Consider the following 24,760-nt stretch of genomic DNA (forward strand, 5'->3'; position numbering starts at 1 on the left):
ATGACAGCCGTTTTTTCCTGGAATGACACTATCTTTTAAAAAAAGAATCTGTTATAATCCTTTTAAAGTTAACATATTAAGTTAGGGAGTGAAAGGGTATGGAATACAAAGTCGCTAAGTATTTCCAAATCGAACAGGATATTATTGAAGCCATCAAATCCGGCAGACTGAAACCCGGAGATAAAGTTGACAGCGAATCCGTGCTGAAAAAGAAATATAATGTTTCCACAATCACGGTGCGCAAAGCTTTCACCGATCTGATTAATGAGGGTTATCTCACCGGCATTCAGGGGTTGGGAACGTTTGTCGCCAAAAAACAGATGATCCGCGGGCTGACCTCCTTGAGTTTCAGTGATGAGCTGCTTCAGCAAGGCTATGAAATCGACATGCATGTCGATAAGATTGAACTGATCACCAATACACAGATTGCGGAGAAACTGACGATTGATCCGCAGCAGCCGATTGTCTGCGTCCGCCGCATTCGACTGGCCAACGGAGAGCCCATTGCTTACCAAAGCTCCTTTGTTGACAGCCGTCTGCTTCCGCTGGAAAAAGCACAGACAGTCCATGAAACGAAATCCTTTTACAAAACCCTGGCTCAGGTTAATGTCACGCCTGTTTGGGTCAATGAAAATTATTCTGTTCGGGAAGTGGGCGACGCCCCAATCGCAAAGCTGATGAATATCCGCAAAAACACCGCGACCTTCTTCGTCAAGCGTCTGACCTTTGATCAGCGGGATGAAATCATCGAATATGCTGAAACCTATTTCAATAAGGATTGGTATTCTGTAACCGTCAATATTAAAGTTTAAAGGACATTCTTCGAGCGAATGTTCTTTTTTCTGTGAAAGGGCTTGCATAAAATCAAAGGACACCGTATAATGAAATCAGTTAATATGTTAACATATCAATATTATGAGTATTTCTGATTGCTTTGTTAATATACTTGACTGAGGAGGAATGGAGAAAGCATGGAAATTCAGAATTATAATCAGAACTATGAACAGGCTGTTGTTGATCTGTGGAATCAGTGTCTGCCCTTCGATCCGCTGACTGTTCACAAATTCCGCAAACAAGCCTTACTGGATGACAATTTTGACCCGTCACTTTGTTATGCTGCACTCTGCGATCAGAAGCCGGTTGGCTTCCTATTGGCGACCCGCCGCAAATTTCCTTATCTTGAACGCGGTTTAGAGCCGGAACGGGGCTGGATCAACGTCTTATTTGTTCATCCGGATTACCGCCGTCAGGGAATTGGACGGAGGCTGGTGGAAAAAGCCGAAACCGACATGAAAGAACGCGGGGCAAACAATGTGACTGTCGCCGCTTACAGTCCGAATTATTTCTTTCCGGGGATTGATAAACAGAACTATCCGCAGGCCGCGGCTTTCTTTGACGCGATGGGATATCAGAGCGGAGAAGAAAGTTACTCCATGTGCAAGGATCTGCATGGTTATCAGTTGGATGAAACAGCGCTGTCCCGCAAAGCAAAAGCGGAAGCTGCAGGGTTTCGTTTCGTTCCATTCAGCTGGAAATACTGCGTGGATCTGCTTGAATTTGCCAAGGTCGAATTTGGCGGAGGCTGGAAGCGCAATCTGCTGATCAGCATGCAGAACAGCCTGGCGGAAGACAACGTATTATTGTGTGTTGATCAAAACGACCAGATTGCCGGCTTCTGCATGCGGCAGATCGACGGCAATCCGATGCGCTTCGGCCCGATCGGCGTCAAAGCTTCCCAGCGCAATTGGGGCTTAGGCAGCATTCTGCTGGACCTCATGCAGCTGGAAATGGAAAAACGCGGGATCTACCACATGTATTTTGTTTCTACCGACGCTCCCGGCCGGCGCTTCTACCAACGCCATGGGATTACCGTTTTCCGCACCTTTACCGATTACCGTAAGAATTTAGATTAATAAAAAGCAAAAGAAAGGAAGAACAAATATGACATCGATTCAACGCGTCGTCAGCATCGGCGCTCATTCTCTGGACGCGGAGCTGATGGGCGGACCTCTGGTTCTCAAATATGCCAAACAAGGCGCGCACTGCACACTGATCCACGTCACTCAAGGCCGGTTGGAAGATCCGGCTGCCACAGAGGAAGCCAAACAGGCTTATCTGAAGGATTTGTTAACGATGAATCAGAAAGCCGCGGAAAAGCTGGGAGCCGATACGCTTTGGCTTGGCTACGTTTCCAGCAGCATGCCTTCCCTGGAGGAATTCAGCCAGCGGATGGAACACTATTTCATTGATGAGAAAGTCGATCTGGTCATCACCCACTGGCGCGGATCCATGCATCCCCGTCACATCAACACCCATGACGCGGTCGTAACCGCTGTTAAACGGCTGCGGGAAAAGGGCAATCCGATCCGCTTAGTCTATGGCGAAACCTTTGAGGATCTTGTCGGCTTTATCCCGCAGGCCTATTTCACGCTGAATCAGGAAGAAATTGACCAGTGGTACAGTGCGATGCAAGAATACGCTGTGTTCCGCGGCGAAGTCAACAATTTCCCTTATCAGCAGTATTATCCGACGATCGGCCAAGTCCGCCAAATTGAGTCCAACAACAGCGGCTATACCGTTGCGTATATGTATGCGAGTCTGATCGAACCGCAGCTGTGGTGATGAAAGAGAGGAGAATAAACCATGGGTAAAATTGTAATCCGCGTCGATGACCGGCTGATTCACGGTCAGACCATTGTCGCCTGGTGTCCAACCTTGGCGATCCAAGAAATCATTGCGATCGACGATGAAAGCGCCAAAAATCCAATGCTGAAATCGATCATGACGATGAGCGTACCGCCGCTATATAAAACGCATATTGTCACTACGGAGGAAGCGCGCTCGCTGTTGAGCGAACAGAGCGCCGCCAACCGTTTGGTGATCGTGCGCTTCCCGAAGCAGCTGGCAGATCTGGAAGAAACCGTTCTCAGCGCTGAATTTGTCATGCTCGGCAATATCGCTAAACGTCCGGATTCCGTGCATAAGGTTTCCGGAGCTACCGGGATCTTCTACCTCAGCCAGCAGGACGTTGAAGTGATCGACGCGCTGAGTGCCAAAGGGGCAGACGTCTGCTTCCAGCAGCTGCCTAACACGCTACGGACAAGCTGGGACGCTTTCCGCAAAACGATTGAATAGAAAGTCAGAGGGGTAATTATGTCAATCATTCAAATCATCCTGATCGCACTCTTTGTGTATCTGGGATCCATCGGTTCTATCGTCGGCAATACGATCGGCTGGTACACCTTAGGCCGTCCGTTAGTCGCGGCCTTCGTTGTCGGCGTAATTTTAGGGGATATTCAGACGGCCATGGTCGTCGGGATTCCGTTGCAGATCATGTATATGGGCAACGTCACGCCAGGGGGCGCCGTGGCCTGGGACTTATCGTATGCGACCTATATCGGCGTCGCCGCGGCCATCGTCTTCGGTCAGGGTATGGATGCCACCGGAGCGATTGGTTTAGCTGTCGTCTTCGCCGGGATCGGCGGATTGGTCGGTCAGGTTATGTGGAACCTGTCCTACGCCTTAAATCTGCCGCTGAACCGCTTTGCCGCAAACTATGCTGAAGCGGGAGAAACAAAGAAAATGATCATCCCGAACGTTGTGATGGGACAGGCGATTGGTTTCTTATGCCGCTTTGTTCCGGCGGTGCTGGTTCTGACTTCCATGACCGCAGCTTCCGGACAAGCTGATTTTGCCACCCTGATTCCAGGCTGGGTCACCACCGCGCTGAGCATTTTCGGCGGCATGATGGCATCGCTGGGAATGGGCATTATCCTGTCCTTCTTATTAAAGAAGAAATATCATATTGTGATCTTCTTAGCCGGGTTCATTCTGGTGACCTACTTCGGTTTAAGCACAATGGCCGTCGCCGTCGTCGCGATCATCACCGCAATTCTCTATTATGTCGCAGCTTCTTCGCAGGCTGATCGGAAAGGAGCATAATCATGGCTAAGAAAATCAGTGAAAAAACATTAAAGAAATCTTTTAGAACCTGGTTCTTCTGGAACGGCTGTTCCCAACAGGCTGAATCCATGCTGGGTATGGCCTTCGGCCAGGCCATGGCGCCGGTGATTGATGAATTATATGATACTCAGGAAGAAAAGGCAGCGGCTCTGCAGCGGCATATCACACTGTTCAACACCGAAGCTCAGGTAGGCTCCATCTGCAATGGTATTGTCTGCGGTCTGGAAGAAGCCAATGCCAACGGGCAATGTACGCCGGAGCTGATCAGCAGCGTCAAGGTCGCATTGATCGGTCCGACTTCGGCAATCGGCGATTCCCTGTGGGTTGCCACGATCATTCCGATTCTGTTAACGATCTGTCTGTCAATCTCCCAAGCTTCCGCCAATATGCTTTGGCTGGGACCGGTGATCTACATGCTTGTCTATCCGATCGGCACCGCGGCACTGAGCTGGTTTTTATTCAAACTGGGTTATAAATCCGGATTGGAAGGCATGCAGACGTTTATGGCAACGGGCCGGCTGAACTTACTGACAGATACCATGACGGTTTTGGGCCTGATCGTGGTCGGAGCGTTAACCGCTTCCTTCGTTTCCTGCACACTGCCGATTCAAATTGTCAAAGATGTTTACGATGCAACAACCAACACAATTCTGGAAAGTCAGGTTTTGTTTAATGCCGATTCCGTCTTGAACTCGATCTTCCCGCAGATTCTGCCGTTGAGCTTGACCTTAGGCGTTTACGGCCTGTATGCCAAAAAGAAATGGTCGCCGCTGAAACTGATGGGTTTGATTCTGGTTCTGGCCTGCCTCTTAACCTTTGTCGGCTACGCGACAGGTTTCTATGCCTAAGCTTGGCTGAATTTCTAAAATAAATAAAAAGCTCGGATTCCTTAAGATTCGAGCTTTTCTTTGTTCAATTGAGAACTAAAATTCACAGCTGTATCAACTGCTTTCCTATGCCGATTACAGCTAAATCAATCTGCTGCAGTCAAAATCAAATAAGGACCCCTGCTGATCCATGCCGATTAAGGCACGGCCGGAAACCGTCCAGACAAGCAGCTGACCTCTAAGCTGCTCGGCCGCGCATTCTTCCTGTCTTAAAGAATAGGGAATCAGATCTTCCTGCAAAGTTGGATTCAGAAGATGGATATCCAGCTTTTTTCTACTGCCGGTCATTGCGCTGCACCATATTCAGCAAGCGTAGAAATTGTGTAATGGCGACGGCCAAGGCCGCGACATACGTCATCGCCGCCGCGGAAAGAACTTTTTTCGTGGAGCCGACTTCCTCGCTGCTCAGCAAGCCGCATCCTTCAATCGCCGCGACTGCCCGGCGGCTGGCGTCAAATTCTGTCGGCAATGTGACCAGCTGAAACACAACGCTGAGTGCAAAACAAGCCACACCCACATAAGCAAGTGTGATCGCAAACTGACCCAGCCCGGAAAAAAGCAAACCCATTAAAATTAATGGAGTTGACAACCGGGAACCAATATTGGTCAGCGGAATGATTGCATTGCGAATTTTTAACGGTGCATAGCCCTTGGCATATTGTATCGCATGACCGGCTTCATGCGCAGCCACGCCGACGGCCGCCGTGGAAGCAGAGCTATAAACTGAATCCGAGAGCCGGATCACATTCGTTCGCGGATCAAAATGATCGGTTAAATTTCCTGCCGTGCGTTCAATTCGGACATCATGCAAGCCGTTGGCATCGAGCACCTCACGCGCGGCGTCATATCCGGTCATTCCGTTGCGCGTACGCTGTTGACTATACGTACGAAATGTCGAATTCACCCGGGCGCTGGCCCACATGGAAAAACCAATCGCCAACAAAACTAATAAATAAAAAATATCGTAAAATGCGTAGAACATAGACATTCCTCCCTTATGGTAGGTTTATTCTACACAATTTTTTAAGGTTTTCCACTAGACAACCCGGCTGCTTTGTCAACGAAACGAACAAATACAGGCCTTTATCCAAAATAGATTACGGAAAAACACGTTCATCTACCAGCTTTCCCTGTGCGTCATAGGCTCGGACTGTTCCCTGCCAAAAAACGGAATCAGCGCCGCTGCGGGGCAAAACTATCATGGCAAAATCATCCTTCCATTGATCCAAGAGAACCTTGCGGCTGTCTTCTGCCAATTCCCATTCTACTTTCGCAATATCAGGACGATTTCGATGAACCAGAAAAACTTCATTCACTTGATCGGCACTGAAGTCCAGATCAAAAGGTTCCGTTGATTTCGGATAATCGTTATGCGTGCTGCCGCCGGCTGCGACATAGAAAAACAAAGCTGTTTTTCTGACACTGTGCAGCGCGTACTGATGATCGTTGGCGTACAGATAATAAACATAATTCTCTGTACGAATATCAAATATTTTCTCTGCCGGCATGAAATAGAGTCCTCTCAATGAATCCTCAACGCAAGCCTGCGGCGAAAAATAGAATCCGCTTGTCCAATAAATTAAGAAAAGGGTCAGAATCAGCACACCCAGGCTTATTCCAATCTGTTTTATTCTTTTCAAGGCTGCCCCTCCTGTTCTGACACATTCAAAATTCTCTGCTGCCCATCAATAAAGGTCAGTTTCACTTTTCCCGAATCAGGACGTTCAATCCGAATCATTCCCCGGGATCCCAGCAGTGAATTTCCCTCAAAGTACGGACTGATTCCCTCATTTCCGTCTTGATCTACGATCTGAAATAAAGTAACCGACCAGCCAGATCGGGAATAATTCAGCTTATTCTGGATTCGATAGGTCAGGATTAACTGGTCTTCCTGCTCTTCCCACACAGCATCAAACCGAACAACATGGCCTGCCATATCCACACTTTCGTTTAGATCTCTGATTTTCACCGCCGCCTTGGGATGAACCGGAAAACTGCAGGAGAAGATATCCCACGCATAATTCACCGTTAAACCAACCAGGGCAATCCCCGCAATGAAAGCCAGCGACAGCGTAATCAGCCAGATCCAGCCGATTACCGGGTGATGGATTTGATTGAACTGCTGTCCAATCGTTTTTCCATCCCCCATTCGCTTCACAGCTTCCGCCTGCGCTTCCTCGGCTGACAGATTTTCTTCTTCCATTAAAGCTTCAGCACTGTCTGTCAGATGATCCCGCAGTTCTTCTGCAATCGCCGTGCGGTCCCAAATAAAATGAACCTGCGAAGTGACCGTCTGAATGTATTCTTCAATGGAATTCATCATCCGTTCCCCTGAAAGGAAAGCACTTGATTTACCGCGGAAGAAAAACTGATCCACTGTTCCTGCTGCGCCTTCAGCTGCCTTAACCCTTGGGCTGTAATCGCATAATAACGGCGTGTCCGGCCATTCACCGCTTTGTTTGCTGAACGGATCCAGCCTTCATTTTCCATTTTGTGCAGGATCGGATAAAGCGTCCCTTCTTTGAAATCAAAGGCGTCGCTGGAACGTTCTTTCAGCAGTTTGATCAGCTCATAACCATAGCATTCCTTTTCCTGCAGCAAGCTCAGCACCAACATCCCGGAACTGCCGGCAATCAGCCCTTTATCATAGTTCATGATTAGTCCCCCTTCATACCTAGAGTTTCTATGCTTCCATTATACATAGATATGCTAGGTATGTAAAGAGGAGTCTTTTAGAGTTTTCACAAATTCAAACACAATCGATGCTAAATGGTTTAAATATTATAATTCACAGACTCACCTCGAGCTTTAAAATTAATACATTTTACTTTTAATAGTAAGTAATTCGCGTTAATTTTAAATGATTCAAGTTATATCGATCTTCATTATTTTCTTTAACGGATAGAACTTTTCCAGTAGATAAAAAGCCTCTGTTCCCAGTGAACAAAGGCTTTTTTGTGAAAACTCTATTCTGTAATTAACGCTGAACCCGGCCTGAACCATCGCCGTTGGCTAAGGCTTCGACTTCTTCCGCACTAACTAGGTTGAAATCACCGTTGATTGTATGCTTCAACGCAGAAGCCGCAACCGCGAATTCGAGAGCTTCGCCCTGTGTTTTCTTGGTCAGCAGACCATGGATCAGACCCCCAGAGAAGGAATCACCGCCGCCGACCCGGTCAACAATCGGATTGATTTCATAACGTTTGGACTGATAGAATTCCTCGCCGTCATAGATCAGAGCTGACCAGCCGTTATGCGTGGCCGAGAAGCTTTCCCGCAGCGTGGTGCAGACAGTCTTGAAACCAAACTGAGTGCGCATCTGTTCAAAAATGGTCTTATAACCATTCAGATCCAGCTTGCCGCTGGAAACATCCGTTCCCTCCGGCTTAAAGCCCAAGCACAGTTCAGCATCTTCTTCATTGCCGATGCAGACATCTACGTACTGCATCAGATCTTTCATGACGGTCTGAGCTTCGGCGGGTGTCCATAATTTCTTGCGGTAGTTTAAATCGCAGGATACCGTTACACCATGTTTCTTCGCTGCGATGCAGGCAGCCTTGGTTAACGCCGCACCGTTGGCGCTGATCGCCGGCGTGATGCCTGACCAATGGAACCAATCTGCCCCTTCCATGATCGCATCAAAATCAAAATCTTCCACGGAAGCTTCAGCAATCGAAGATCCGGCGCGGTCATAAATAACCTTGGAAGCCCGCATTGAAGCTCCGGTTTCCAGATAATAGATACCCACCCGATTACCGCCGCGGGCGATGTAATCCGTGTGGACGCCAAACCGGCGCAAAGCGTTGACGGCCGACTGACCGATTTCATGTTTCGGCAGTTTAGTGACATAATACGCATCGTGACCATAATTGGCCAGAGAAACCGCCACATTGGCTTCTCCGCCGCCGTAAACGACGTCAAAGGCATCGGACTGAACAAAACGAGTGTTGCCCGGAGTGGACAGACGAAGCATGATTTCGCCTAATGTAATAATTTTCATAATGAATTTATCCTTTCCTTATGCCGCATTTTTCAGATGGATTGCAAAGCCGCCGATTTCGCCTTCAAAGTAAGCGAACGTCAGATGACCTTTCGCATCAAACTGTTTTGTTTCCTCAGCAAACTTGTAGCCGCGGGCTTCAAAATAACGAACCGCACGATCAACTGAATTCACAGTATAGCAGATATGACCATGAGTTCCGCGGCCATTTTCGTTCATGACTTCAACGGTATCCCCCGCAAAGAAGCTCTTGGATGTCGCACGGATATCACACTGAAGCAGACCCGCCATTTCCTTCGCAATGCCCTCAGAGGTGGACGGTGTTGCATTGATGCCGACATGATCCAGCTTCAGCCCCAGCATCGTCTTGACTGCCTGCTGCGTCAGTTCCTTAATCTTATCGAACTCGCCGTTGGCAATCAGCTTGGAATCGATCATCCAGGTACCGCCGCAGGCGACAATCCGATCATACGCCAGATAATCGCAGATATTATTTTCTTTGACGCCGCCGGTTGGCATAAAGTTGACATTCACATACGGAGCAGCCAGCGCTTTAATCATCTTCAGACCGCCTAACGGCTCAGCTGGAAAGAATTTAACCGTCGTTAACCCGAAGGACAGCGCCGCTTCAATATCGCTGGCATTGGCGCAGCCCGGCAGAATCATGATGTTTTTAGACTGACAGTAACGGACAATTTCCGGATTCAGTCCCGGTGAAACAATGAACTTGGCCCCGGCCTCTATCGCATCGTCGACCTGCTTTGCCGTTAATACGGTGCCGGCGCCCAGAATCATTTCCGGAAACTTCTCGTTGATGATCTGCATTGCTTTTTTGGCATGTTCAGTCCGGAAGGTGACCTCAGCGACAGGCAGTCCGCCCTCGCACAGCGCTTTTGCCAGCGGTTCAGCGTCTTCTATCCGGTCGATTTTGATGACCGGCACAATGCCGATCCGGCTGATTTTTTCTAAAATTGCATCCATGATTTCCACTCCTTTTCCTTGAATGAGTTGATACACTTCTAGTATACATGCTTTCCCTTAATTGTAAAGAGCGGTTCTAACTTTTTTTTAGATATTCACTTATATACTAAAAATATTTTAGGTTATATTCAGGTCTGGCTTGACTTTTTTCTGCTCCTCTGGAACAATATTCTTTAGAGAATAAAGGAGGGAGCGCAGGTGAATTCAATCGAAGAACAACGTCTGCTTTTTTCACAGATTATGGACTTGCTTGAACATCATTTCGGACCGCAGTGCGAAATTGTTCTGCATGACAACACAAAAGATTACGCGCACACGATTATTGATATCCGCAACGGACAGATCAGCGGCCGGCAGATCGGCGACGGCGGCGGAGCCTGGGGTTTGGAGGTTCTTTCCAGCGAACAGACTGAATCGCACCGCTATAATAAGGTCATGGTCACGGATGACGGCCGGATTATCCGCAACAGTTCAATTTTCTTTCAGAATGAACAGGGACAGAATATCGGCTCACTGTGTCTGAACACCGATATTACGCCGCTGGTGGAGGCGCAGAAAAAGCTGGATTCGTTTACCTTGCTTCCGCAGGAAGAAAATAACGGTGGCAAGGAACCGTTTACCAATGACGTCAATCAGATCCTGGAGCTGCTTCTGCAGGAATGCCGCAAGCATATGGATAAGCCGGCAAAGGATATGAATAAAGAAGAAAAGATGGAAATCGTGCGCTTTCTCGATCATAAGGGGGCTTTCCTGATTACCAAGAGCGGCGATAAAATCTGCTCCTTCCTCGACATCTCCAAATTTACGCTTTACAGTTATTTGGATACAATCCGCAAAGAAGGCACAGATGAATGAGGCCCTGCGCTGCGCCGGACTAACCTGTCTGAAGCTGCTGAACGACGCGGGTTATGAGGCCTGGTGGGTCGGCGGATGTGTTCGCGATGGGTTAATAGGACGTCCCGTACAGGATATCGATATTACCACCTCAGCGCTTCCGGAACAAACGATGGAATGCTTTCAAAGTCAGGGTCACACCGTAATTCCGACCGGGATAAAGCATGGCACAGTCACCGTCATGATGCAGAATTTCCCGATTGAAGTCACCGTTTATCGAACCGACAGGGATTATCAGGATCATCGTCATCCCCATTCCATTCAATTTGTCCGATCTTTAAAAGAGGATTGCGCTCGCCGGGACTTCACGGTCAATGCCTTATGCTGGCATCCTGAACTTGGCTTGCAGGATTATTTCGGCGGGCAGCAGGATCTGAAAATGAAAAGCATCCGCTGCATTGGTAATCCTTGTCAGCGGTTGGATGAGGATGCCCTGCGGATCCTGCGGGCGCTGCGTTTTTCCGCAGCCTTGGATTTTACGATTGAGTCCGAAACTCATGCGGCGCTGTTTCAAAAAAAGGAGCTGCTGCGTGTTCTTTCCGCAGAACGCATTGCCCGGGAAATAGAGAAAATGGTGATCGGCCGGCGCTGGCCGGAAGTCTTCACTGTTTATCACGAATTACTGGCCGTCTTGTTTCCGCAGCTTCCCGCTCTCCAATCACTGGCAGCCATCCAAAAAGCTTTCGGCGCTTTCCGCCTTTGTCCTCGGATAACCCTGCCGCGTTTGGCGTGCTTTTTTCTTGTGTCGCAGCAAACCCCGCTGGCGTTCTGCCTTGATCAGGCTCAGCGCTGGAGCCGGCAGTTGAAGCTTTCCAATCATGACCGGAAAAGCCTGACTCAACTCGTTCAGAATCAGAACCGGCCGCTGCCGAAAAATCGAATCGATCTGCGCCGGCTGATTTGTGAGCTTCCTGATCTGAGTGTAGAATGGATTCAGCTTCAGCAGGCACTGCGCCGCCTCAGTGCAAAACAAGCTGGACAGTGGATCGCCGCGATTGAAGAAATTCAAAGTTCTGATTGTTTAACCTTGAAGCAGCTGGCGGTCAACGGCTATGATCTGATCGCCGCCGGTTGTCCGAAAACAGAGATTTCCGTCTGTTTAAATCAAGCGCTGTCTGCGGTGATTGAAGACCAAGTACCTAATCAAAAAGAAGCGCTGTTAACCTATATCCAACAGCAAGCAAAGCCGGAGTCTCAGGATTAAACCTCCCCGAAACTCCGGCTTTTATTAGTTCTGAATTAACAACAGACTTTCTGATACTCAAAGAAGTATTTTACTTCCAAGTCGTTGTAAAATATCCGTTTTCCTGAATGGATTCCAGAGTCCGCCACATTTGAACCGCATAGGTTAGTCCCTGTTCATAATCCGGCAGCGGCCAGCGGAAAAACTCAAAGGTCGCGGCGCCTGGGTAGCGGATAGAATTCAGCGCTTCGATCACTTCAATCCAATTCACGGTGCCAAATCCAATCGGCAGATGCTGATCTTTTTTTCCATCGTTGTCATGCAGATGAATTTCATAGAGTTTCCGGCCCATCCGTTGGACAGCAGACGGGATATCAACACCGTCGATATTCGCATGTCCGACGTCCAGACAGAAACCGACGTTGTCCCGACTGACTTCTTCCACCAACTGAATCAGTTCATCGATCTGACTGTAGAACCGGCCGCCGTAGATATTCTCAACCGCCAGCCGAATCCCTTTTTCAGCAGCGCGATCTCCAAACCAGCGCAGGTTTTCAACTACCCGCCGGTGGGTTTCCTCAGCTCCCCATTTTTCCAAGGAAGCTTGATGCACCAGCTTGTTTTTCTTAAATCCGCCGTCAGAAAACGTTCCAGGATGAACGACAAACACCCCCGGCTCCAAGACACTGTATAGGTCTAAGCTTTTCTGCATATAATGACGTACTCGTTTTTGTTCAGGATCATCCTCATCCAATACCGAACCGATAAAATGATATGACGACAGCTTCATCCCTTTCTTCTTTGCCAGCGCATGAATCTGTTCGGCAAAAGCTCGATCTTCGTCCTCCGCTTCCGGATAGACATTTTGATTCCAATAAGTGTTAAACGTATGAATGTCTAATTTCAGCGCCATATCCATTAAGGCATCGGCTTTATCCAGATCCAATTTTCCTTCCGCATTGGAAAAATCAAAGTGCAGTGAACATTCTCGCATAAATTCCTCCTGTTTCTGTCCATTCCCGACAGAAATTCTTTTTTAATTATACGGCGAAACGAAAGGGGAAGCAAGCAAGCTTGCCGCTATGAACAGTCCATTTCCCACTGATGAAAAGAAGTCCTCCCTCGGCAGGAAAACTTCTCAGCTGTTTGGTTCCGTGAATTTACTTTTTCCCTTTTTGAAACTGAAAACGATTGAGCAGCTGCTGAAACAACAGAACCTCGGCATCGGAAAAGCCTTCCATGCACTGCATGCAGTAGCTTCGGAATTCAGACTGAATAAGATCTGAAGCGGATTTTCCTTTCTCTGTCAGGAAGATGTTCATTACTCGGCGGTCTGTATCGTTGCCGATCCGCACCACAAGATCTTCACTCTCCATTTCTGATATAATTTCTGAGATTGTAGAGCGCTTGCTGGCGGAAATGACCGCAATTTCCTGTTGGTTGATTCCATTATGATCAGACAACAGATGGAGGATTTTAAGATGGGATAGCTTCAGATCCAAAACTTTCAAGGTTTCTGATTTGACTTCATAAAATTGTTTGATCAGATCAGAAAACATGATAAACGCCTTCGTATCTAAATTCACTACGTCCCGAATTTGATTCATGAACTCACTCCTTTCTTGGCTTCATTATAAATCAAAATTCACGGAAAACGATAGATATTTACTGAATTTAATGTGAATTAAACGCTAATTTTCACTTTTTAGACTGAACAAAAACAAAAGAACAGGAAAACTGTTCTTTTACTTGTCTAGAGGATGGATTTCAAGAATTGGAATTTCGACGGGATTGTAAATGCGCGGCAGATACCAGCGCTGACACAAGCCGCGGGAAACGATCAGTTCCGTGTTCTTTTCATGATACAGACCGCCTGCCCGCTTCGGGAACCAGCCTTGCCGGGGAGCGAACAATCCGTTGATCAATCCGGGAATCCGTACTTGTCCGCCATGGGCATGCCCGGACACAATCAGGTCGAAGCCAAACTGCGCGTAGATCTCTGCCCGCTCCGGCCGGTGGGCTAACAAGATTGTATACTCTGAACTGGCCTTCATATCGCCTAGATTTTTCATCAGCTGAATTTCTTCCTGGCGGTCACGATCCACATAGGCGTATTGACGGGGATCGTCAATCCCGCAGATTGTCAGCGCTGTTCCCCGAATCTTAATCGTTTCTTTTTTGCTGTCCAGCACGGTAATTCCAGCCTGACGCACCCGCTTTTTCACTTCTTCCAGCGAAATCAGCGTATCGATGTTCTCATGGTTGCCTGTACAGTAATAACAGGGCGCGATCGCCGGCGCCTGATCCAGGAATTGTTCAGCCCCTTTCAGCGGCTTGATGTCGTCAATGATATCGCCCGGCATTAGTATCAGATCACATTGCGACTGCCGCAGCTTATGAAGCAGACGCTGCTGATTCTGTCCATAAATCGTACTGTGCAGATCCGATACCACCGCGATCCGCACCGAAGATGAGAGCTTGGAACTGGACAGGGAATAAGTCCGCAGTTTTATTGGAAAACTGACAAGCCAGCCAATGAAAAGGTAAAGGACAGCCATTCCAAGAAAGAGAAGGGCCAGCTTCATCGCCAGCCTCCCCCTGTATTGCCTATGGTTAATTCGTTCGGTTGCTTCATTGTGATTCTCCTTTTATCTGTGAATCCTGTCAGGGGTAAGATGAACAGGAAGAATTGATTAATAATCGCCCATGGCGATCATTCCGTCGATGACCTTTTGAACGCCCGCAATATTTGCGGCCGTCACATAGTCTTTCGGGTCAAGCAGATACTGGTTCATCGCAGCCTGACATTGTTCATGAATCGACCGCATGATCCCGCGCAGCTTATCATCCACTTCCTCAAACGTCCAGGCTAACCGCATGCTGTTCTGGCTCATTTCCAAGGCCGATGTCGCAACTCCGCCGGCATTGGAAGCTTTCCCTGGGGCAAACAGAATGCCTTTTTCGTGATACAGCGCGATGGCCTCGTTATTGTTAGGCATATTGGCGCCTTCCGCGACTAACAGGCAGCCTTGATCCAACAGCCGCCCCGCCCGCTCCTTGTTGATTTCATTCTGCGTGGCACACGGCAGCGCCAGCTCAGCCTTCAACCCGGCATCATAGACCGATCCTTCATGATATTCACCATGCCCGGCCATTTCCGGATAAGCGGACAAGGATGTCCGCAGCTGCTCTTTAATCTTCTTCACGACGTTCAGATCCAGCTGGTCATCGACAATGTAGCCGCGGGAATCGCTCATCGCTATGACCTGAATGCCATTTTGCATCGCTTTTTCCGCCGCATAGATCGCGACGTTGCCGCTGCCGCTGACAATCGCCCGCTTGCCTTGAGGATCCAGCTGGTGAGCCCGCATCATTTCCAGCACAAAATAGATCAAACCATAGCCGGTTGCTTCCTTGCGCGCCAGACTGCCGCCGTAGCCTATGCCTTTGCCAGTCAGCACGCCGCGTTCACTGACTCCTTTCAGGCGCCGGTATTGGCCGTACAAATATCCGATTTCCCGCGCGCCGACGCCCATATCCCCAGCCGGGACATCGACATCCGGACCGATATGCTTGGACAATTCGATCATGAAGCTCTGACAGAACCGCATCACTTCCTGATCACTCTTGCCTTTCGGATCAAAGTCGCTGCCGCCCTTGCCGCCGCCGATCGGCAGTGTCGTCAGGGCGTTCTTAAATATCTGCTCAAACGCCAGAAATTTCATCATTCCCAGCGTAACAGCCGGATGAAAACGCAGTCCGCCTTTATACGGGCCTAAAACGCTGCTGTACTGGACGCGGTAGCCGCGATTGACATGCATCTGTCCCTGATCGTCCATCCATGGTACTTTGAACTGAATCATCCGCTCCGGTTCCGTTAATCGTTCCAGGATCGCCATCTTTTCATATTCCGGATGCTGATCAAAAATCAAGCTGACGGAATTCAGAACTTCCTCGACGGCCTGCAGAAACTCCGGCTGTGAAGCGTCCTTTTCTTTCAGCTGATGTAAAACTCGTTCGCAATAGTGATTCATTGTTATCCCACCTTTTTTACTATGATATGATACTCACGCTGAAAATTCAATGAAAAAAAGGGGCATCTGTTTCAGATACTCCCTCTTTGAGTGATTTATGCCGCTGGTTCAGCGTGATTGCTCAGCATTTCTTCCGGAAGCTTAACCTCTTCTTCCAGATCAGCAGCCCGTTCTTCGCGTTCTTCACGCAGTTCGGCGGCCCGTTCTTCAATCAGCCGGGTTGTTTCACGCTCAAATTTCGAGCCGGTTCCCGCTGGAATCAGTTTGCCGATGATGACGTTTTCCTTCAAGCCGATCAGATGGTCAACTTTACCCTTGATCGCCGCTTCCGTCAGAACCTTGGTGGTTTCCTGGAAGGATGCCGCAGACAGGAAGGAATCCGTTTCAACAGAAGCCTTGGAAATACCTAACAGCGTAGGTCCAAAGACAGCCGGATGCTTGCCCGCCAACAGACAGGCTCGGTTGATGCCGGTGATGTTGTTCAGCGACAACGTCTGACCCGCGCTTAAGCCCGTATCTCCGCCGTCGATGACAATGATCTTCCGCAGCATCTGCCGGATCATGACTTCGATATGCTTATCGGAAATTTCGATACCCTGAGAAGCATAAACTTTCTTCACTTCCTTCAGGATATAGTTCTGTACTTCCATTACGCCTGCGACTTCCAGCAGTTCCTTCGGATTGACCTGACCTTCGGTCAGCTTATCGCCGGCAACGACTTTCGATCCGACTTTCAGCCAGGAGCGAATTGTCTGTGTCAAATCGCATTTGTGTTCGATGCTTTCTTTTTCATTGGTGACGACAATCCGCATGCCGCTCTTGTTTTCCAGTTCGCTGATGTCGGTGATTTCACCGTCAATCTTGGACAGGACTGCGACATGTTTCGGACAGCGCGCTTCAAACAGTTCTTCAACTCGCGGCAGACCCTGTGTGATATCACCATCATTGCCGGAAGCTACGCCGCCGGTATGGAAAGTACGCATGGTCAGCTGAGTACCGGGTTCACCAATCGACTGAGCCGCCATGATCCCAATCGCTTCACCCGCTTCCGCCAGCTTGCCGGTCGCCATGTTGCGGCCGTAGCACTTGCGGCAGACGCCGTTGGTGCTTTCGCAGGTAAAGGTATTGCGGATATAGGCCTGCGTGACGCCGGCGTTGACAACACGCTGCGCCATGGCTTCATCCATATAGGTATCGGCTTCAACCAGAACCTCACCGGTCTTCGGATCGACAATCGCATCCTGGCTGTAACGGCCGATTAACCGTTCCGCCAGCGGTTCGAGAATCGTGTTGGTCTTGCGGTCGATGATATCCTCAACCAGATAGCCGCGGTCGGTGCCGCAGTCTTCTTCAATAATGACGACATCCTGCGCAACATCGACCAGTCGGCGGGTCAGGTATCCGGATTCCGCCGTCTTCAGCGCGGTATCGGTCAGACCTTTACGCACGCCGTGAGTCGAAATAAAGAATTCAGACACATTCAAGCCTTCACGGAAGGAAGAATAAATCGGAACCTCGATAATCGAAGGCTGATATTCTTTCTTCGACTTGGACTGCGTCGGACGCGCCATCAGGCCGCGCATGCCGCACAGCTGAGTAAAGTGAGATTTATTGCCTCGCGCTCCGGAAACCGCCATCATGTTGATCGGATTCTTACGCGGCAGGGATTTCATAACGGCATCGCCGATTTCATCCTTGATATCCGCCCACAGCTTCGAGAAGTGACGCTCCCATTCCGGCGGCGTCAGCATGCCTCGCTGCAGCAGCTTATCCAGCTTATCGGCCTGAGCACGGCCTTCCTCAACATATTTCTGCTTGTTTGGAACGACGTTGATATCCGCCAGGGAAACGGTCATGCCCGCCACCGTGGAATATTCAAAGCCCAGATCCTTGATGTTGTCCATGATATCGGAAGTGCCTTCGGTTCTGTAGCGATTGAACACTTCCGCGATGACATTGGACAGATCCTTCTTCTTAAATTCCGGATTCAGCGGCATCGCGGCAATCGCTTCCTTGATATTCGTGCCTAACGGCAGGAAGAACTTCTCCGGTGTTGCCTGCAGACTGGCCTTGTTGACATCGTTGATATACGGGAAGTCGGCTGGGAACATTTCGTTGAAAATAACCTTACCGACCGTCGTTACCAGATAGGAATGATTCTGCTTTTCGGTAAAGCAGCTCTTATTCAGCGCATAACCCGGCAAAGCAATACGGGTATGCAGATGCACCTGCTTGTTCTGATATGCGATCCGGATTTCATTGGTATCCTTGAAGACATGGCCTTCATTGGTACCGAACCGGCGCCACATCTCAGCGGCTTCATGATCGCCCAGCGAATCCAGGAAATCAGCTTTCGCAAAGAATTCATCGGCGGTTTCTTCCATGTTTAGATAGAAGTTGCCCAAAACCATGTCCTGGCCCGGCGTAACGATCGGCTTACCATCTTTCGGACCGAGGATATTGTTGGAACCCAGCATCAGGATTTCAGCTTCCGCCCGAGCTTCTTCCGACAACGGCAGATGGACAGCCATCTGGTCACCGTCAAAGTCGGCGTTAAACGCCGTACAGACTAATGGATGCAGACGGATCGCACGGCCTTCAACCAGCTTCGGCTTAAATGCCTGAATACCTAAGCGGTGCAGCGTCGGAGCACGGTTCAGGAAAACCGGGTGATTGTCAATGACCTGTTCCACGACGTCCCAGACGCGCGGATCCTGACGGTCGATCAGTTTCTCAGCCGTCTTCGGATTGCCGGCAATGCCCTGATTGACAATTTCATTGATGACGAACGGCTTATACAGCTGAATCGCCATTTCACGCGGAATTCCGCACTGATACATCTTTAAGTCCGGTCCAACCGCGATAACGGAACGGCCGGAGAAATCGACACGCTTGCCTAACAGGTTCTGACGGAAACGTCCCTGCTTTCCCTTTAAGGAATGCGACAGGGATTTCAAGGCGCGTCCGCCCGCGCCGGTGATCGGCTTGGAACGGCGGCCGTTGTCGATTAGAGCATCGACCGCTTCCTGCAGCATACGTTTTTCGTTCTGCACGATGATCGCCGGTGTACCCAGCTCCAACAGTTTCTTCAAACGGTTGTTGCGGGTGATGACGCGGCGGTACAGATCGTTTAAGTCAGAGGTCGCAAAGCGGCCGCCGTCCAGCTGCAGCATCGGACGCAGATCCGGCGGAATAACCGGCAGAACACTCAAAACCATCCATTCCGGCTTGTTGTCGGAATGCCGGAAAGCGTCGATCGTTTCCAAACGCTTGATCAGTTTCTTGCGCTTATCGCCGTTCGCGTTTTCCAGTTCTTTGATGACAATCTCATGTTCTTTTTCGATGTCAACCTTTTCCAACAAGGTCTTGACCGCTTCGGCGCCGGTCTGGGCGACAAAGCTGCCCGGACCGTACAGCGCGGTATTTTCGCGATATTCTTTTTCAGACAAAATCTGTTTGACAGCCAGCGGGGTGTCCATCGGATCGGTAACGACCCAGGATACGAAGTAAACCACTTCTTCCAGCGCTTTCGGCGTGATGTTGAGCAGCAGGCTCATGCGGCTTGGAATGCCGCGCAGATACCAGATATGCGCAACCGGAGCTGCCAGTTCAATGTGACCCATCCGTTCACGGCGGACAGAACTCTTGGTGATTTCTACGCCGCAGCGGTCACAGATTACGCCCTTATAGCGTACTTTCTTGTATTTTCCGCAATAGCACTCCCAGTCCTTTGAGGGACCGAAAATCCGTTCGCAGAATAAGCCGTCCCGTTCTGGTTTCTGAGAACGGTAGTTAATCGTTTCCGGCTTTTTGACTTCGCCATAGGACCATTCGCGGATTCGTTCCGGGGATGCCAGACCGACCTGAATGGCGGCAAATTTATTGACACTCATCGCTTACGCCTCCTTTACTCAACGTCTTCGTCATCAAATCCGATTACAGCCGCTTCTTCCGGCAGATCCTCCTCGTCGATGACCTGGGCCGGAATCTCTGTCGAGGTTTCGGATACGACGTTCTCCAGGGCTGCAACTTCGTTAATTTCGTCTGCTTCCATCTTCTTCATATCGACTTCCAGACCTTCTTCATCCAGCATCTTGACGTCGATGGCCAACGCCTGCAGCTCGTGCTTAAGAACGCGGAAGGATTCAGGAATTCCCGGTTCCGGCAGATCTCTGCCCTTGATGATGGCTTCATAGGTCTTCGTCCGGCCGACGATATCATCCGACTTCACAGTCAGAATTTCCTGCAGCGTATGCGCGGCGCCGTAAGCTTCCAGCGCCCAGACTTCCATTTCACCGAAACGCTGACCGCCATTTTGCGCCTTACCGCCTAACGGCTGCTGCGTAACTAAGCTGTATGGGCCGGTAGCACGGGCGTGCAGCTTATCGTCAACCATGTGCGCCAGCTTGATCATATACATAACGCCGACCGAAATCCGTTCATCGTACGGTTCGCCGGTCTTGCCGTCATGCAGCACCAGCTTGCCGTCTTGAGAGGTCTGCGCTTCTTCCATGATCGACTTCAGTTCATCATTGGAAATCCCGTCGAAAACCGGGGTTGCAAATTTGATGCCCAAGGCTTTCGCAGCCATGCCCAGATGGATTTCCAGAACCTGTCCGATGTTCATACGGGACGGAACGCCGAACGGGTTCAGCATGATATCAATCGGGGTGCCATCCGGCAGATACGGCATATCTTCGATCGGCAGGATCTTGGAGATAACGCCCTTGTTGCCATGACGGCCAGCCATTTTATCACCTTCAGAAATTTTACGTTTCTGAACGATGTAGACTTTAACCACTTCATTGACTCCCGGCGGCAGATCGTGGCCTTCATTCCGTTTGAAAATCCGGATGGAGTGAACGATACCGGCGCCGCCGTGCGGCACTTTCAGCGAGTTATCACGGACTTCTCGGGATTTTTCACCAAAGATCGCCAATAACAGCTTTTCTTCCGGGGAAATTTCGCTCTGGCCTTTCGGGGTCACCTTACCGACCAGGATGTCGCCTTCCTTCACTTCCGCACCGACCATGACAATCCCGCGTCCGTCAAGATGACGGCAGGCATTTTCACTGACGTTTGGAATATCGCGGGTAATTTCTTCCGGTCCCAGCTTGGTTTCTCGGCATTCAATGTCATATTCCTCAATATGAATAGAAGTGTAGACATCGTCGCGAACCATCCGCTCGGACATGATGATCGCATCTTCGTAATTGTAGCCATGCCAGGTCATAAACGCGATCGTCACATTCTGACCCAAAGCCAGTTCGCCTTTTTCCATCGAAGGACCGTCAGCCAGAATATCCCCGCGTTCAACGCGTTCGCCATGCTTGACGATCGGCCGCTGATTGATGCAGGTGCCGGCGTTGGAACGGCGGAATTTCTGCAGCTCGTAGACGCGCTGTTCGCCTTCGTCTTCCGTGACGACGATCTTATTGGCGTCCACATAGGTAACGACGCCGTTGCCGGTGCAAATACAGGCGCTGCCGGAATCCCGCGCAATGCGGTGCTCCATGCCGGTTCCGACATAAGGCGAATGCGGATTGAGCAGCGGAACCGCCTGACGCTGCATGTTCGCCCCCATCAGGGCACGGGAAGCATCGTCATTTTCCAAGAACGGAATACATGCGGTCGCAACCGAAACAATCTGTTTCGGCGAAACGTCCGCCAGTTCTACCTGATCACGGTGCGCCATGATCGTTTCACCCGCTTTACGGGCAACGACCATATCGTTGATCAGCCGGCCTTCGTGAACTTCGTTGGCCTGGGCGATGACAAAATCATTTTCTTCATCCGCGGACAGATAAACATAGTCTTCCGTGACTTCGCCATCGGCTTTCACTAACCGGTACGGTGTTTCGATAAAACCGTATTCGTTGATTTTGGCATAGGTCGTCAGGTTGGAAATCAGACCGATATTCGGACCTTCCGGCGTTTCAATCGGACAGATTCGGCCGTAATGGCTGTTGTGAACGTCACGGACTTCAAAGCCGGCGCGCTCACGGGTTAAACCGCCCGGACCTAACGCGGAAATACGGCGCTTGTTGGTCAGTTCAGCTAACGGATTCTGCTGATCCATAAACTGCGACAGCTGCGAAGAGGAGAAGAACTCCTTGATCGCCGCGGTTAACGGACGGATATTGGTCAGCTGCTTCGGCGTTAAGCCGGCAGCTTCCGCAATCGACATTCTTTCTTTAACGACCCGTTCCATCCGGCTCAAACCGATGCGGAACTGATTTTGAATCAGTTCGCCGACCGTCCGAATGCGGCGGTTGCCCAGCATATCGATATCATCAACGCTGCCGACGCCGTCCATCATGTTCAGCTCATAGCTGTAAAAGGCATACATGTCGGAAATCGTGATGGTTTTCTTCTGATTGATCGGGTCAATCGCCACGATCTTAATCGGATTGCTGCAGTCGGAAGAAGTGGAAACCAGAATCGTCTGAACCGCAGCTCCGACTAACCACGCGGTGATCGCCTGGTTCTGATGCGCGCGTTCAATGATGACCTGCTGCTCGGAAGCGCTCAGTTTGGAATACTCTTCATCCGGGATGTAGCGTTCAACAACCAGCTCGCCATTGTTGGTCATATCTTCATTATTGGCAGTCAGACGGCCGATGACAAAGAAACGATGACCATAGTTCAGCACTGCCGAAGCATTTTCCGCTGTCAAAGCGACCGGTTTGGCAACCAGCCCGGAATAAACGCGGACTTCCTTGACTTCCTTCGCCAGGGCTTCGATGTCTTTTTCAGTCAGAACCGTGCCTTTTTCAAACAGGCGTTCGCCGCAGTCCACATCATTGGCCAGAATACGGCCGATCAAGCCCAAACTCCAGGATGTATCCATCATGGAAGTATCTGGATGAGAGAAATCATGAACGAATGGGAATGCTGTTACATGGCTGCCCTTCAGCATTTCTTCACGCAGGACATTCCGTTCCTTCTTGGTCACAAACGTACCCTTTTCAAACAGCACTTTGCCTTCGCCGCTGAGTACGTCTTCCGCCAGGTAGGTCCCTTCCATGCGGTCGGTCAGCGACAGTTTCTTATTTAATTTATAACGTCCGGCTTTGGTCAGATCATACCGGCGGTGATCGAAGAACTTGGCGTTCATCAAGTTGATCGAGCCGTCGATCGTCGGAACTTCATCAGAACGCTGGTTTTCATAAATCGCCAGCAGCGCTTCGTTGCTCGTCTTGATCTTATCGGCAGCCAGCGTGTTGCGGATTTCTTCATAGTTGCCGAAGAACGAAGTATACAGCAGCATATACAGGTTCAGGAATTCGCGCGGTTCACCCTCGACGATGTTCTCCTCGAACACTTCCAGACCCAAGGCTTTTAAGAAGCGGCGGATTTCCGCCGTATCAAAGCCATCCTCGCTCTTTTCCAAATTCAAAGACATACCAATGGCTTTGAACAGAATCGTGGATAAAATTTTACGTTTGCGGTCTACCGACATGTTGACAATGCGGCCCAATGCCGCCTTCTTGCCGTCGGTCATGAACTCCAGCCACGTACCGCGGCTTGGGATCAGTTCACAGTTGAAGCTATCTTTGCCAGTTTTGTCTTCGGAAGCAATATCAAAATAAGCGCCTGGCGAACGTACGATCTGAGAAACGATAACACGTTCAGCGCCGTTGATAATGAAAGTTCCGGTTTCCGTCATCATTGGGAATTCGCCCAGGAAAACGTCTTCCCATTTTGTCAGTACCTCACCGGTTGTATTGTCGACCATTTCCAGCTCCATTTTCGCTTTCAATGGCGCGGCGAAGTTCGCCTCCCGGTATTTGCACTCGTTGACGGTATACTTTGGCGTGCCGAATTCGTAGTCTACGAATTTCAGGCGAATATTTCCACCGTAGTTCTGAATCGGGTAAATATCTTCAAAAACTTCTCTGATGCCTTCTCTGATAAACCATTCAAAAGACTGAGTCTGCACTTCAACCAGATCGGGAAGATCGAGGCTGCCGCTGACTTTGGAATAATTCCGGCGTTCTGCCTTTTTACCCAGTTTTTCAATACGGTAGTTCTGCATTTTTTCCATGTACGCCATCCTTTCATAACAGTGTTAACAACGGCTAAAAGGGCCTAAAACCCCCTTAACTTTTATACATTTTTGCAATTTAATATAATACCAAACTTAAAACAAGTTGTCAATCTGTTTTTGTCGATTTTAAAATGTAATATCCTTTTTCTTTGTTGATTACTTCACAGTTGCCAAATAGTTCCTCAATCTTGGCTTTCGCACTGAGTGCGCCCTGCTGCTTGCGGATCACCACGTACAGATGCCCCTGCGGACGCAAATGATCATACGCCTGCTCAAACATCGCGTAAATCACTTTCTTGCCGGCACGGATCGGCGGATTGGTCAGAATATCGCTCAACGTTTCAGTGACATTCTCAAAGATATCCGATACCCGAACTTCAGCTTCCACACTGTTCTTCTGCGCATTAAGAACAGCCAGCTCTACCGCCCGGGGATTGACATCCACCATCAGCATTTCAGCATCGGGAAATAATTTCTTTACCGTGACGCCGATGACGCCGTAGCCGCAGCCCAGATCCAGGACATGATCACCCAGCGGTTCTTCCTTAATCGTTTTCAACAGGACATACGATCCAAAATCCACTTCGCCTTTACAGAACACTCCATTGTCTGTAATAAGAGGGATAATAAAGCCCGAAAACCGGAAAGAAATCTCCTTCCGGTTTTGTGGTAGTTGACGATTGTCAGTAAAGTAATGACTCATTCCATCGCCTCCCATGGGCTAATTTCATTCCGCAGATTTTGCGGAATGGATAACGTGTGTTTGCG

At 49.6% G+C, this 24,760-nt stretch carries 22 protein-coding genes; 8 read left to right on the forward strand and 14 right to left on the reverse strand.

All coding sequences use genetic code 11. From position 1 onward, the window contains the following. Positions 1 to 98: 98 nt before the first annotated feature. The 6 genes from BN162_RS11880 (at position 99) to BN162_RS11905 (ending at position 4,811) form a co-directional block, all read left to right on the forward strand. Positions 99 to 812 carry a GntR family transcriptional regulator gene (locus tag BN162_RS11880; protein WP_020225334.1) on the forward strand — a complete coding sequence of 238 codons (714 nt, stop codon included), beginning with the start codon at positions 99 to 101 and terminating at the stop codon, positions 810 to 812. A 159-nt stretch (positions 813 to 971) separates the two neighbouring features. Beyond that, positions 972 to 1,913 (forward strand): GNAT family N-acetyltransferase, encoded by a 942-nt coding sequence (locus BN162_RS11885; RefSeq protein ID WP_020225335.1) that lies wholly within the window; start codon positions 972 to 974, stop codon positions 1,911 to 1,913. 28 nt (positions 1,914 to 1,941) lie between these two features. Beyond that, complete coding sequence (locus BN162_RS11890; protein ID WP_020225336.1) at positions 1,942 to 2,622, forward strand: PIG-L deacetylase family protein; 681 nt, start codon at positions 1,942 to 1,944, stop codon at positions 2,620 to 2,622. A gap of 21 nt (positions 2,623 to 2,643) precedes the next feature. Then, positions 2,644 to 3,135, forward strand: coding sequence for a PTS sugar transporter subunit IIB (locus BN162_RS11895; protein WP_020225337.1), 492 nt, complete (start codon positions 2,644 to 2,646; stop codon positions 3,133 to 3,135). 18 nt (positions 3,136 to 3,153) lie between these two features. Further along, entirely contained in the window at positions 3,154 to 3,942 is a 789-nt protein-coding gene (locus tag BN162_RS11900) for a PTS mannose/fructose/sorbose/N-acetylgalactosamine transporter subunit IIC (protein WP_020225338.1), read from the forward strand. A gap of 2 nt (positions 3,943 to 3,944) precedes the next feature. Then, entirely contained in the window at positions 3,945 to 4,811 is an 867-nt protein-coding gene (locus tag BN162_RS11905; protein WP_020225339.1) for a PTS system mannose/fructose/sorbose family transporter subunit IID, read from the forward strand. A 120-nt stretch (positions 4,812 to 4,931) separates the two neighbouring features. Here BN162_RS11905 and BN162_RS11910 read toward each other — a convergent pair whose 3' ends face one another. From BN162_RS11910 to eda, 7 genes are all read right to left on the reverse strand, one after another. Beyond that, the gene (locus BN162_RS11910; protein WP_020225340.1) at positions 4,932 to 5,138 is read right to left on the reverse strand and encodes a hypothetical protein; all 207 of its coding nucleotides are present in this window, start codon (positions 5,136 to 5,138) and stop codon (positions 4,932 to 4,934) included. Further along, positions 5,125 to 5,832 carry a zinc metallopeptidase gene (locus BN162_RS11915; protein ID WP_020225341.1) on the reverse strand — a complete coding sequence of 236 codons (708 nt, stop codon included), beginning with the start codon at positions 5,830 to 5,832 and terminating at the stop codon, positions 5,125 to 5,127. The genes BN162_RS11910 and BN162_RS11915 overlap by 14 nt, the downstream gene beginning before the upstream one ends. Before the next feature lie 115 nt (positions 5,833 to 5,947). Then, on the reverse strand, positions 5,948 to 6,490 hold the full coding sequence (locus BN162_RS11920) for a hypothetical protein (protein ID WP_020225342.1): 543 nt from the start codon (positions 6,488 to 6,490) through the stop codon (positions 5,948 to 5,950). Then, positions 6,487 to 7,170, reverse strand: a complete 684-nt coding sequence (locus tag BN162_RS18000; protein ID WP_020225343.1) for a permease prefix domain 1-containing protein — start codon at positions 7,168 to 7,170, stop codon at positions 6,487 to 6,489. The genes BN162_RS11920 and BN162_RS18000 overlap by 4 nt, the downstream gene beginning before the upstream one ends. Next, positions 7,170 to 7,505: a PadR family transcriptional regulator gene (locus BN162_RS11930; protein WP_020225344.1), complete on the reverse strand. Its 336-nt coding sequence runs from the start codon at positions 7,503 to 7,505 to the stop codon at positions 7,170 to 7,172. The genes BN162_RS18000 and BN162_RS11930 overlap by 1 nt, the downstream gene beginning before the upstream one ends. Positions 7,506 to 7,827: 322 nt before the next feature. Continuing rightward, on the reverse strand, positions 7,828 to 8,850 hold the full coding sequence (locus BN162_RS11935) for a sugar kinase (protein ID WP_020225345.1): 1,023 nt from the start codon (positions 8,848 to 8,850) through the stop codon (positions 7,828 to 7,830). Positions 8,851 to 8,868: 18 nt separating this feature from the next. After that, on the reverse strand, positions 8,869 to 9,831 hold the full coding sequence (eda, locus tag BN162_RS11940; protein ID WP_020225346.1) for a bifunctional 4-hydroxy-2-oxoglutarate aldolase/2-dehydro-3-deoxy-phosphogluconate aldolase: 963 nt from the start codon (positions 9,829 to 9,831) through the stop codon (positions 8,869 to 8,871). 198 nt (positions 9,832 to 10,029) lie between these two features. Here eda and BN162_RS11945 point away from each other — a divergent pair, with 198 nt between their 5' ends. Beyond that, the gene (locus BN162_RS11945) at positions 10,030 to 10,686 is read left to right on the forward strand and encodes a helix-turn-helix transcriptional regulator (protein ID WP_020225347.1); all 657 of its coding nucleotides are present in this window, start codon (positions 10,030 to 10,032) and stop codon (positions 10,684 to 10,686) included. Continuing rightward, a complete protein-coding gene (locus BN162_RS18005) occupies positions 10,679 to 11,929 on the forward strand; it encodes a CCA tRNA nucleotidyltransferase (RefSeq protein WP_020225348.1) in 1,251 nt (416 codons plus the stop codon). Before BN162_RS11945 ends, BN162_RS18005 begins: the two co-directional genes overlap by 8 nt. Positions 11,930 to 11,999: 70 nt before the next feature. Here the strand turns inward: BN162_RS18005 and BN162_RS18010 are convergent, their stop codons facing one another. From BN162_RS18010 to BN162_RS11985, 7 genes are all read right to left on the reverse strand, one after another. Beyond that, a complete protein-coding gene (locus tag BN162_RS18010; RefSeq protein WP_020225349.1) occupies positions 12,000 to 12,902 on the reverse strand; it encodes a sugar phosphate isomerase/epimerase family protein in 903 nt (300 codons plus the stop codon). Positions 12,903 to 13,068: 166 nt separating this feature from the next. After that, complete coding sequence (locus BN162_RS11960; protein WP_020225350.1) at positions 13,069 to 13,515, reverse strand: MarR family winged helix-turn-helix transcriptional regulator; 447 nt, start codon at positions 13,513 to 13,515, stop codon at positions 13,069 to 13,071. 138 nt (positions 13,516 to 13,653) lie between these two features. Next, entirely contained in the window at positions 13,654 to 14,493 is an 840-nt protein-coding gene (locus BN162_RS11965; RefSeq protein ID WP_020225351.1) for a metallophosphoesterase, read from the reverse strand. Between the two features lie 108 nt (positions 14,494 to 14,601). Next, on the reverse strand, positions 14,602 to 15,942 hold the full coding sequence (gene gdhA / locus BN162_RS11970) for an NADP-specific glutamate dehydrogenase (RefSeq protein ID WP_020225352.1): 1,341 nt from the start codon (positions 15,940 to 15,942) through the stop codon (positions 14,602 to 14,604). A 95-nt stretch (positions 15,943 to 16,037) separates the two neighbouring features. Then, a complete protein-coding gene (gene rpoC / locus BN162_RS11975) occupies positions 16,038 to 19,835 on the reverse strand; it encodes a DNA-directed RNA polymerase subunit beta' (RefSeq protein WP_020225353.1) in 3,798 nt (1,265 codons plus the stop codon). Between the two features lie 14 nt (positions 19,836 to 19,849). Next, on the reverse strand, positions 19,850 to 23,989 hold the full coding sequence (gene rpoB / locus BN162_RS11980; protein ID WP_020225354.1) for a DNA-directed RNA polymerase subunit beta: 4,140 nt from the start codon (positions 23,987 to 23,989) through the stop codon (positions 19,850 to 19,852). 109 nt (positions 23,990 to 24,098) lie between these two features. Beyond that, the gene (locus tag BN162_RS11985) at positions 24,099 to 24,695 is read right to left on the reverse strand and encodes a class I SAM-dependent methyltransferase (RefSeq protein WP_020225355.1); all 597 of its coding nucleotides are present in this window, start codon (positions 24,693 to 24,695) and stop codon (positions 24,099 to 24,101) included. Between the last annotated feature and the right edge of the window lie 65 nt (positions 24,696 to 24,760).

The sequence above is a fragment of the Holdemania massiliensis AP2 genome (genome assembly GCF_000327285.1).
GTDB lineage: Bacteria > Bacillota_I > Bacilli_A > Erysipelotrichales > Erysipelotrichaceae > Holdemania > Holdemania massiliensis.